The 11405-nt window shown below is 70.2% G+C and carries 8 protein-coding genes and 1 other RNA gene; 3 read left to right on the top strand and 6 right to left on the bottom strand.

The features are described 5' to 3' along the window. Positions 1-84: 84 nt before the first annotated feature. The 6 genes from ABD648_RS17975 to ffs all read right to left on the bottom strand — a co-directional run bounded on the left by ABD648_RS17975 (position 85) and on the right by ffs (position 6816). Positions 85-1305, bottom strand: coding sequence for an acetate/propionate family kinase (locus tag ABD648_RS17975; protein WP_282216305.1), 1221 nt, complete (start codon positions 1303-1305; stop codon positions 85-87). Continuing rightward, entirely contained in the window at positions 1302-3428 is a 2127-nt protein-coding gene (pta, locus tag ABD648_RS17970; protein ID WP_282216304.1) for a phosphate acetyltransferase, read from the bottom strand. The genes ABD648_RS17975 and pta overlap by 4 nt, the downstream gene beginning before the upstream one ends. A 9-nt stretch (positions 3429-3437) precedes the next feature. After that, positions 3438-4010 carry a hypothetical protein gene (locus tag ABD648_RS17965; protein WP_282216303.1) on the bottom strand — a complete coding sequence of 191 codons (573 nt, stop codon included), beginning with the start codon at positions 4008-4010 and terminating at the stop codon, positions 3438-3440. Positions 4011-4177: 167 nt separating this feature from the next. Further along, positions 4178-4804, bottom strand: a complete 627-nt coding sequence (locus ABD648_RS17960; protein ID WP_282216302.1) for a rhomboid family intramembrane serine protease — start codon at positions 4802-4804, stop codon at positions 4178-4180. A 111-nt stretch (positions 4805-4915) separates the two neighbouring features. Then, positions 4916-6412, bottom strand: coding sequence for an HNH endonuclease signature motif containing protein (locus ABD648_RS17955; RefSeq protein ID WP_282216301.1), 1497 nt, complete (start codon positions 6410-6412; stop codon positions 4916-4918). Between the two features lie 307 nt (positions 6413-6719). Then, positions 6720-6816, bottom strand: an RNA gene (gene ffs, locus ABD648_RS17950) — signal recognition particle sRNA small type. A 144-nt stretch (positions 6817-6960) separates the two neighbouring features. On the opposite strand from ffs, the gene ABD648_RS17945 reads away from it, so the two are divergent. From ABD648_RS17945 to ABD648_RS17935, 3 genes are read left to right on the top strand one after another with little or no spacing between them, the layout of a single operon-like run. Then, complete coding sequence (locus tag ABD648_RS17945) at positions 6961-7950, top strand: AAA family ATPase (protein WP_282216300.1); 990 nt, start codon at positions 6961-6963, stop codon at positions 7948-7950. Between the two features lie 12 nt (positions 7951-7962). Continuing rightward, positions 7963-9153 carry a DUF58 domain-containing protein gene (locus ABD648_RS17940; protein ID WP_282216299.1) on the top strand — a complete coding sequence of 397 codons (1191 nt, stop codon included), beginning with the start codon at positions 7963-7965 and terminating at the stop codon, positions 9151-9153. Further along, positions 9140-11404 (top strand): transglutaminase TgpA family protein, encoded by a 2265-nt coding sequence (locus tag ABD648_RS17935; RefSeq protein ID WP_282216298.1) that lies wholly within the window; start codon positions 9140-9142, stop codon positions 11402-11404. The genes ABD648_RS17940 and ABD648_RS17935 overlap by 14 nt, the downstream gene beginning before the upstream one ends. Position 11405: the final 1 nt, after the last annotated feature.

Below are 11405 nucleotides of genomic sequence, written 5' to 3'. Positions count from 1 at the left end.
GATGATGGTTCGGCACCTCTCCGTGCCACTGTGCAAGCGTAATGCGGTGCGGCCTGGCGGGGTAACCCCTGACGCGGCATCCGATCAGAGCAGTCCTGCGGTCTGGCGGGCGATCTGCAGCTCCTCGTTCGTCGGCACCACGAGAACGGCGACCTGCGACTCGTCGCGGGAGATCCGGCGGATGCCGCGCTCCCGCGCCTCGTTGCGTGCCGGATCGATCTCGACACCCGCGAATCCGAGGGTCGCGAGGGCTTCGGCCCTGACCCGGGCCGCGTTCTCTCCCACGCCGGCGGTGAAGGAGATAACGTCGACGCCGCCGAGCTGTGCGATGTAGGCGCCGGCGTACGCGCGGAGCCGATGGATGTAGACGTCGAAGGCGAGCGTCGCGGCCTCCTCCCCGTCGTCCACACCGGTGAGGATGTCGCGCATGTCGCTGCGTCCCGCGAGACCGAGGAGGCCGCTGCGACTGTTGAGCAGCCGATCGAGGTCGTCGATCGACAGCCCCGCACGCCGCGACAGATGCACGAGCGCGGCGGGATCGAGGTCGCCGGAGCGGGTGCCCATCACGAGTCCCTCGAGCGGTGTCAGGCCCATCGACGTCTCGACCGAGCGTCCGCCGTCGATCGCGGTGACCGAGGCGCCGTTGCCGAGGTGGAAGACGATCTGGCGGAGGTCGGCGAGATCTCTGCCGAGGAACGCGGCCGCCTTCTCGCTCACGTACTGGTGACTGGTGCCGTGGAAGCCATAGCGGCGGACCCGGTGCTCGGCGGCGAGCGCGGCGTCGATCGCATAGGTGAAGGCGGCGGGAGGGAGCGTCTGGTGGAACGCGGTGTCGAACACGGCGACGTGCGGCACGGTGGTGAAGACGGCTTTCGCGGCGCGGATGCCGGCCAGGTTCGCGGGGTTGTGCAGCGGCGCGAGCACCGCGAGCTCGTCGATCTGGCGTTCGACGTCGGCGTCGATCAGCGTCGGGGCGAAGAAGCGGGCGCCGCCGTGCACGACGCGATGGCCGACCGCGACGGGCGGGCGCTCCTCCAGCGACGGGCCGTGTGCCGCGAACTGCTCCAGCATCACCGCGAAGGCGGCGCGGTGATCGGCGACCGGCTGCTCGGACCGGTACGTCGCATCGAGCATCGTGGGCACGGCATCCGCCGTCGTCTCCGGGCGGACCGTGTGCGAGACCGGGCTGGCGTCCTGACCGATCCGCTCGATGAGTCCGCTCGCGAGCTCGTCCTCGGTGTCCACGTCGATCAGGCTGTACTTCAGCGACGAGGATCCGCTGTTGATCACCAGGATCGCGCTCATGCCGCGCCCTCCCCCGCGCTCTGGGCCTGGATCGCGGTGATCGCCACGGTGTTCACGATGTCGTCGACGAGCGCGCCGCGGGAGAGGTCGTTGATGGGCTTGTTGAGCCCCTGCAGCACCGGCCCGATGGCGACGGCGCCGGCGGAGCGCTGCACGGCCTTGTAGGTGTTGTTGCCGGTGTTGAGGTCGGGGAAGACGAAGACCGTCGCCCTGCCCGCCACCGCGGAGTCGGGGAGCTTGGCCTTCGCGACGGCGGCATCCGCTGCCGCGTCGTACTGGATCGGTCCTTCGACGAGCAGCTCGGGAGCTCGCTCGCGCACCAGGGCGGTGGCCGCACGGACCTTGTCGACGTCGGCTCCGGACCCCGACTCCCCCGTCGAGTACGAGAGCATCGCGATGCGCGGCTCTATGCCGAACTGACGGGCGGTCGCCGCCGAGGAGACGGCGATGTCGGCGAGCTGCTCGCTGGTGGGGTCAGGGATCACGGCACAGTCGCCGTAGACGAGCACACGGTCGGCGAGCGCCATCAGGAAGACGCTGGAGACCACGTTCACACCGGGCTTCGTCTTGATGATCTCGAAGGACGGCCGGATCGTGTGCGCCGTCGTGTGCGCGGCACCCGACACCATGCCGTCGGCGAGGCCCAGATGCACCATCATCGTCCCGAAGTACGACACGTCGGTCACGGTGTCGGCCGCCTGCGCGAGGGTGATGCCCTTGTGCGCCCGCAGCCGGGCGTACTCTGCGGCGAAGCGCTCGACCAGCTCGGGATCGGTGGTGCTGATCACCCTGGCCGCGGAGATGTCCACCCCGAGCTCGACGGCCCGTGCCCGCACCGATGCCTCGTCGCCGAGGATCGTGAGATCCGCGACCTCCCTGGCGAGCAGGGTGGCGGCGGCGCGGAGGATGCGATCGTCGTCGCCCTCGGGAAGGACGATGTGGCGACGGTCGGCCCGAGCGCGCTCGATCAGGCCGTACTCGAACATGAGCGGCGTCACGACCCGCGATTCGGCGAGCCCCAGCTGCGTGGTCAGCTCGGCGATGTCGACATGGGTCTGGAAGAGGCCGAGGGCGCGATCGTAGCGGGCGCGCGAGTCCGGCGAGATCAGGCCGCGGGTGCCCATGACCCGCACCGCGGTGTCGTAGGTGCCGAGGTCGGTCGTGATGATCGGCACCGTCGAGGAGAAGCCGTCGAGAAGCTGCACGATCGGCTCGGGAAGTGGGAACGGTCCGTTGAGGATGATGCCGGCGATGCGAGGGAACGTGCCGGACGAGTCGGCCAGCAGGGCGGCGAGCAGCACCTCGGTGCGGTCGGCGGGGATCACCACGACCGCCTCCTCGGTGAGCCGCGGGAGCACGTTCACCATCGACATGCCGGCGACGACGATCGTGAGCGCCTCGCGTCCGAGCCTGTCGTCGTCGCCCTTGAGGAGCTTCCCGTCGACCGCGGCGAGGATACTGCGGATCGAGGGTGCGACCAGCGCACGGTCCTCCGGGATCGCCCAGACGGGGGTGCCCTCCTCGGGAAGCGCTCCCGACACCTCGGCGACGATGTCGTCGAGGGCTGCCGGATCCGCGCGGTTGACGACGACCGCGAACAGCTCCGCGCGCTCCTCGGCGAGTTCGGACAGCGCCAGTGCGGCGATCTGGCTCACCGCCGCCGCGGTGCGCGCGGTCGTCGTGCCGAGCTGCTCCGCCTGCCGCTGCTGATCGCGGCCGCTGAGCGCGAGCAGCACGGGCGCGCCGAGGTTCGCGGCGATGCGGGCGTTGTAGCCGAGCTCGGCCGGGCTCGCGACGTCGGTGTAGTCGCTGCCGATGATGACCACGGCGTCGCACTGCGCCTCGACGGCCTTGAAGCGCGCGACGATGGTCGACAGCGCCGCGTCGGGGTCGCGACGGACATCGTCGTAGGTGACGCCGATGCAGTCCTCGTAGTCGAGGTGCACGCCGTCGTGGGCGAGCATCAGATCGAGGATCTCGTCGCGCTCGGTGACCGACCGGGCGATCGGACGGAACACGCCCACCCGCGGCGACACGCGCATCAAGGCGTCGAGCGCCCCGAGGGCGATCGTCGACTTTCCGGAATGGCCTTCGGCCGAGGTGATGTAGATGCTCCGCGCCACGGGTTCAGCTTAGGCGGGGTCTGCCGTGCACGTGCCGGACAGGGCGTCGACGATCGCGGCGGCGTCCTCCTGGAAGCGGGCGTAGTAGTCCCGATCGGTGTTCACCTGCACGCGATGGATCGCGTGCGAGGGCGGCAGCTGCTGCCAGTCGGGCAGGCGTCCGAGTCGTTCGAAGAACATCGTCGCGGCGGTGGCCGGGTCCATCCGGGCCTCGACGCTGCCCCACCACTCCTGCTGCTGGAACAGGCCGATGCTGCTGGTGGGCGTGCCGTCGGGGTTGGTGAAACCGCGGGTCTCCCAGTCGCCGTAGTCGATGTTCTCCAGACTGCTCTCCCCCATCGCCGTCATGACGCCGAGGATCTGGCCGTCGCGTCCGAACCCGAGGGCGGATGCCGTACGCACGATGGTCGCGGCGTTCTCGAGCTGCTCGCCGCTCCACCCTTCGATGCCCGCCTCCGGGAAAGTCCGCGGGTCGTCGATGCAGATCGCCGCGGGATCGCGGGCGAGGCCCAGCGGGATCAGGACCAGGAGTGCGACGCCGGCGGCCACCGCTCCCGCCGAGATCAGGATGCGGCGCAGCATCCGTCGACGACGCAGGCGGAGAAGCGCCTGTCGGCGGGCTCCCGGCTTGCGGCGATTCGCCGTCCCCTTCCTCGTGGTTCCCCTGGTGGCGCTTCGCGCTGCGGTGGCGCGGGACTTCGAGGTCTTCCGAGGTCGCGCCTTTCGCTGCGGGTTGGCCCGACCGCGGCTCACGGGGTCACGTCACGATCCGGTCTGCGGCGCCTGCCGGCGAGGGCTGCGACGCCGCCGCCGAGGGCTCCGAACAGGTGCCCCTGCCAGGACACGCCCTCGGCCGCGCCGAAGACGCCCGCGAGCATCGACCCGCCGTAGAGGGAGATGACGATGAGGGCGATGACGGCGTAGAGGATGCGATGGGAGACACGGCCGGGAGCGAAGACGCGCATCACGACATAGCCGAAGTAGCCGAATACCAGGACGGAGGCGCCGACCGTCAGGGTGCCGGGAGCGTTGACGAGCCAGGTGCCGAGTCCGCCCACGATCGCGACGATCGCCGTGACGGCCCAGAACCGGCGTGCGCCTTCGACGGCGACCAGGCAGCCGAGCACGAGGAAAGGCACGGAGTTCGCGATGAGGTGACCCCAGTTCGCGTGCAGCAGCGGGCCGAGCACGATGCCGCCGAGACCGGTGACGTCCCAGGACCGCAGACCGAATCCGGTGAACGAACCGGGCAGGATCGCGTCGAGAGTCTGGACGAGCCACATCAACGCGAGCAGCGCGACCGGCGACACGAAACGGCCGAGAGCGTTCGAGGTGCTCTGCGTGTTCGGGCTGTTGCGAGGCGGTATGACGGTCACGTGCTGATTGTCGCAGGCGTAGCCCGGAGGCGACTGAGCACCGCAAGCCGATCGGCCACATCGCGGTCGAGCGTGCGGCAGCGACGTCGGGCGCGGACGCCGGGTTCAGGTTCAGGTGCCGGCGCGGGTGCGTGTGAGGCGGGTGGGGATGCTCGGTCTCGGGGCGCGCCATCTCCCGTGGGGGTCCCACCAGGCCGGTCCGCGGATCTCGGGGACGCCGGCGTTCATCCGGATCTCCCACCCCGACGTGTCCAGCGACCGGTGATGCCACCAACACAACGCGACCCCGTTATCGGTATGGGTCGGCCCACCCCGCGCATGCTCGACCACGTGATGGATCTCACACCACGACGCCGGGACATGACACCCGGGGATCAGGCACTCCTTGTCGCGGGCGAGGATCGCGCGCCGTTGATGCACCGGGAACACCCGATCGGTGACACTGATGCCCACGATCCGACCCTCATCGAAAAGGACACGTTGGATCGCCCCGGCACAGGCCGTGTGCGCAGCAACATGCAGCCCGACCGGGGCGAGGGAGCCGGCGATCCGCGCCCACCCGGTACCGGCCGCGACATCCTTCGCGTCCACGTGCACGACCAGCGTCGGCGACGCTCCACCCAGAGTGGGCATCTCCTCATGACGGGCCGCGATCCCCAGCGCCGCAGCGAGAGCATCGTGCCGCTTCTGTCCCGCACTGCGCCGATCAAACGCCTCCGGCTCATCGGCGGCCGAGTCATTCCGGGGCGACTCATCCGTGCGCGCTGCGCCCCCTGGCGACTGATCGGAGTCCTGGAACTGCACGCCGGGCATCGGGGGTCCGTCGATCTTCGGGTTGCATTGCGCGTCGATGATCGCCTGCAACTGCGCCGCGACATCCGGGAGCAGATGCCCGCGGATCGCATGCAACCCGTCCTTCAACCGGCCGATCGTGAGGGATCGCTGATGCCGCGCGCCCTGCTCCGACGGCTCCGGACCGTCCGGGTCCAACACCATCGCCAACACCTGCGCGAACTGCCGCAGATCCTCCGGCGTCGCCGCGGGCGCGGCATCAGCTTCCGCCTCGGGTGCAGCGTCGATGTCGCTGTCATCCGCGTCGGTCTCGACATCCCGCTCCGCTGCACGGCACCCGCGGGCGTAGTCCGCCAGGGCGGCATCCGCTTCCCAGAGAATTTCGCGGCCGAACCGGTGCGCGGCCTTGTCGATCGGCGTGATCGCCGCAAGGAAACCCGCAACCCCGACCACACCGTCGAGCAGCGCTTCCCGCAACGCCGGATACCGGGCAGGCAACCGCTCCCCTGACGACGGGCTCACGTCCCGGCGCACCGCATCCGCGACCTTCCCGACCCGCGTCGCCCCGGCCACATCCACCCGCAACACCCGCTGCAACAACTCGTTCTGACCCCGACAGCCGAACGAGTGGGAGAAGTCCGGATCCGCGGACGCGGTCGTCTCGACCACCACCGCCTCGATACGCCGGAACGCCGCCCCCGCGATACGCAGCACATCCATCCGCTCCGCGTCAGGCAGACCCGCCAACCCGTCACCGGACAGCACAGAATCGAGGTCGGCGACGACCCGATCCAAGATGTCCGTGCGGCTGTTCATAACCCCCAGTCAACCTGGGGCCACCGACATTCGGACTCCTAAAAGACCCTGATCAGAATACTTTTCCGGTCTATCAGAATGCAGTTCCAGAGTCTTCGTCTCGTCTCGCTCCGCTCGCTCAACGACCGACAGACACGACACCCGTCTCCGCCCGAGCAGACGACCACCGCCGAAGCCGCGACAGCACAGACACGGCTCGTCGACGAACTCAGAGACCCGCGGCATCCGGCGCCTCCACGATTTCGGCATCAGGGGAAGATGCCGCGGACGCAGGGACGCACATCGCAGAGACCCGCCCGAGGGCAAAGAAAATGACCCTCCGCGCACCCAGCAGAGCCCGGTTACCCTTGCTGCGTTTCCGCCCTGGGGGAATTGGCCTGGATGCCGCCACGCGGAGAGCCGAGATCTATCCTAACCCGACACGCACGGTCCCTCGAATCGAGGGGCGCCCGCGCCCGCATCCTCAGGGGAACCTGCCAGAGCGCCGTCGACCGTACAGGGTTACGATCGAGTAACGCGCACCGAGGCGCCAACGCGAGAGGGAACGCATGCCAGACAACTCCCCCCGGATCCCGGCGATGATCGACGCCGACGCGTTCGCCGTGCAGACCTCGGCGATCCTCTCGTCGATCGGCCAGGTGATCGACGGGAAGCCGGACGCGGTGCGCAGCGCCCTCGTCTGTCTGCTGGCGGAGGGCCACCTCCTCATCGAGGACGTCCCCGGGGTCGGCAAGACCATGCTGGCTCGCGCCCTCGCCGCGAGCGTCGACGCGACGGTGCGGCGCATCCAGTTCACCCCCGATCTGCTTCCCGGTGATGTGACTGGCGTCTCGGTCTACAACCCGGTCGACCGGGAGTTCGAGTTCAAGCGCGGCGCGATCTTCGCGCACATCGTGATCGCCGACGAGATCAACCGCTCCTCCCCCAAGACGCAGTCCGCCCTGCTCGAGGCGATGGAGGAGGGACAGGTCACGGTCGACGGCGCCACCCACCCCCTCCCGAAGCCGTTCCTCGTCGTCGCCACGCAGAACCCTCTGGAGATGGAGGGCACGTACGCTCTGCCGGAGGCCCAGCGGGACAGATTCATGATGCGCATCTCGATGGGATATCCGGATGCCGCCGCGGAAGCCCTCATGCTCCGCCAGCGTGATGTCGTGAATCCTCTGGCCGCGGTGTCGCCCGTGGCGAACGCGGCGTCGATCTCGCAGCTGATCGCCTGGGCTCGATCGGTGCACGTCGCCCCGGCCCTCGAGGAGTACGCGGTGGCACTCGCCCAGGCCACGCGCTCCGATCCGAATCTCCACCTCGGCGCGAGCCCCCGCGCCACGCTGCAGCTCGTCCGATCGGCGAAGGTGTGGGCGGCCCTCGACGGGCGCGACTTCGTGATCCCGGACGACATCACCGCTCTGCTGATCCCGGTGCTCGCCCATCGGCTGCTCCCCGCACGCGGTGCGCATCGCGCCGGCGCCCAGCCCGTCGAGGCCGCCCTCACCCAGATCGTGGAACGGGTGCGCGTCCCCGTCGCGACGCGCACCTGACCGGGACCCCCGATGCGCCGCCGCAGAACCCTCACCGCACGGGGCACGGGCGCGCTCGTCGCAGCGCTCGGGTGCATGATCGCGGCCAACCTCGTCGGCGCCCGCATCCTCCTCTACCTCGGCCTCCTGTTGGCGCTGCTGACGCTGTTCTCGGTCATCGCCGTCCGTGTGCCGCGGCGCTCCGGCACCGTCACGCGGCGCATCTCCACCGACCTGCTCACGGTCTCGGAGGCGTCGCGGGTGACCGTGCGATTCACTCTGCGCGCACTGCGGGTCCCGCACGGACTCTGGCGAGACGAGCTCCCCGATGCGGTCACCGGCGATTCCGGCGGGGAATATCCGCCGGAGACGGGACAGCTCAGCTACCTGATCACCGGGGTCCGCCGTGGCGTGTGGCCGCTCGGACCGCTGATGCTGCGCACCGTCGACCCCTTCGGCCTGGCCCAGCGCGAGCAGTCGTTCGGCGACACGCGGAGCATCACGGTCGTGCCCGAGATCTTCACGCTCGCCCCTCTGGCCGTGCGGGTAGGCGCTGCCGGCGGCACCGCGCACACCTCGTCGAGCCGGCTCGGTCAGGGCAGCGACAACCTCTCACCGCGCGGCTACATCCCCGGCGACTCCATGCGCCGCATCCATTGGCGGGCGACCGCGCATCGCGGGCAGCTGATGGTGCGTCAGGAAGAAGAGGAGTCCAGCCCGGATGCCGTGGTCGTGATCGATCGCAGCGGCCGTCGCTGGGACACCCCGGGCGCGCACGCCGACCCCGCCTTCGAAGCCGCGGTGTCGTTGTGCGCCTCGACGGCCGTCCACCTGTCGTCCGAGGGCTACAGCGTCGACGTGATCGACAGCGCCGGCACCCTCCTCGGCACGTTGCGCGGCCACGAAGACGATCGCGACGGGCTGCTCGTGGCGCTCGCCATGGTCGCCCCGCGCGGCGACAGCCGAGATCTCGCGACCCTCATCGGCGGAACGCCGCCGGGTCCGCTGGTGTACATCACGGGCCGCCTGGACGAGGAGGACGCGGCGCTGCTGCGCCCGTCCGGCGCGGCCGCGCCGATGCTGTTCAGCACCGAGCTGCTCGACGGCGCCGCCGAAGCGGCCGCTCAGCACGGCTGGACCGTGGCGCCGCTGGGGCCGGACGTCGCCGAGGCCTGGGAGGACGCGGTCTCCGCGCGGATCGGGGTCGGCGATGTTCCGGGCTGAGCGCGCGCCGAGCACGCCGACCGCGCAGCCGCAGACGCCGCCGCGCTGGCACCGCGAGCACGAGGAGCCGTTCGGCGTCGTCGCGCCCGGCGCGCTGGCCGCGGCGGCATCGTTCGTCGCGATGTGGCCGTTCACCTCGGTCATCGATCCGGGAGCCTGGTCGATCACCGTCGTCATCGTCGTGGTCATCACGGCGGCCACCGGCATGTTGATGCGCCACCTCCTGCGGCGGCAGACCCCGTGGCTCTGCGACGTCACGACGTTCGTGGTGCAGCTCGTGGTCGCCGTCGCCGTGGTCACGCAGCTCGTCGCCGGCGACACCGCGTTCCTCGGCATCTTCCCGACATCCACGACGCTGACCGTCTTCGGCGCCCTCGGCGCCGCCGCCTGGGAGCAGATCGTCTTCGGCACCGCACCGCTCGACGCCTCGCCGGGACTCGCGGCGGCCATGGGATCGGGGTTCGCGGTCATCGCGATCCTCCTCGATCACCTCGTGGCGCACCGCTCCGTCGTGATCGCGGCCCTGCTGACCGGAGTCGTCGGCGCGATCCCGATGATCGTCACGATGGGCGAACCGCACGTCGTCTGGTTCGTGATGCTCGGCGTGCTCGTCCTCATCCTGTTCCGGTTCACCGCACGGCGGCATCCGCTCTCCCCGCGCCGGTCCTCCACGACGATCGCCGTGGCCGTCGGCGCCGCGGCCCTGGCTGTGACCGTCGCGATCGCCCCCGCGCTCCCGGTGACCGCGAACCTCGCGGGAACCGGCGTCGGCGTCACGGTCGATGCGTCCCTGCGGCTCGGAGACGACCTTCGTCAGCCGAACCCGGTCGAGGTGCTCACCGTCGCAGCGAAGGGCGAGATCGCACCGTACCTGCGCCTGACCACCCTGTCGCGCTTCGACGGCCGGGTATGGCAGCCCGATCGGGGCGACGTGCAGTCGCAGGAGGAGGGCTTCGGCGGCCCCGAGTGGAGTCCCGACGTGGCGACCGAGGAGCAGACGACCTCGATCCGCATCCTGCGCATGTCGAGCTCCTGGCTGCCCGTGCCCTACCCGGCGACCGACGTTCAGGGGCTCACCGGTTCGTGGCGCGTGGCCGTCGACAACCGCACGCTCGTCTCCCGAAGCGCGGATGCCGCGGGCAACGACTACACCGTCGCATCGACGCGGGTGATCCCGACCCTCGAGCAGATCCGCGCCCTCGACGCTGCGGAGCCCGTGGTCGACCCCGACGCGGAACCGGTGGAGCTGCCGGAGATCATCGCCACCCTCGCGAACGATGTCACCGCGGAGGCCGGAACCGACTACGACCGTCTCGTCGCCCTGCAGACCTGGTTCCGCTCCGAGTTCATCTACTCGCTGGAGACGCCGGTGGAAGAGGGGTTCGACGGGACCGGGGCAGAGGCAGTCGCCCAGTTCCTCGAAGAACGATCGGGCTACTGCGTGCACTTCGCCGGAGCGTTCGCGCTGATGGCGGAGAGCCTCGGGATGCAGACGCGCATCGTCGTCGGCTACCTCCCCGGATCGCTGACCGATGAGAAGCGCGGCGACGAGTCCGTGTTCTCGGTCTCGAGCGATCAGCTGCATTCCTGGCCGGAGGTGCTGTTCCCGGGTGTGGGGTGGGTCCCGTTCGAGCCCACCGCCTCGCTCGGCGTGCCGACCGCCTTCCGCGCGGGTGCCGCCGACGGCGCAGGGACCGGCGGACCTGCGGCTCCGGCCCCGACGACGGCTCCGCAGGCCGAGGAGTCCGCGGGCCCGGATATCGAGCGCGGCGACGAGGCAGAAGGTGCGGGCACCGGCGGAGAGCTGCGCCGCCTCGACCCGATGCCCGTGGTGCTCACGGCTCTGGGCGCGATCGTGCTGCTGCTCCTCCCCGCTCTGATCCGCCGCGTGGAGCGCTGGATGCGCCTGCGGCGAGCGCGTTCCGGCGATTCGGCGGCCGTGTGGGCGGAACTTCGCGACACCCTGATCGACCTCCAGCTTCCGGCATCGGATGCGGACACGCCGAGGATGCGTGCGGCAGCACTCATCAAAGAGCGAGACGTGGACGCTGCGACGATGAACGCGCTGACGGATGCCGTCGAACGAGCGAACTACGCCCGCGCCGGCTCGGAGCCGATCGATCTCGCAGAGCCATTGCGTATCGCGCTGAGGCGCCTGCACGGCACCGTCGATCGCCCCACGCAACTGCGCGCGAAGCTCCTGCCGCGTTCGCTGTTCGCCACGAGAAGCACGACGGCCGCCGCGATCTGAG

Origin of the sequence: Microbacterium luteolum, assembly GCF_039533965.1 — a bacterium.
GTDB lineage: Bacteria > Actinomycetota > Actinomycetes > Actinomycetales > Microbacteriaceae > Microbacterium > Microbacterium luteolum.
The sequence above is the reverse complement of the archived record's forward strand: the minus strand, read 5'-3'. Positions and strand labels throughout refer to the sequence as shown.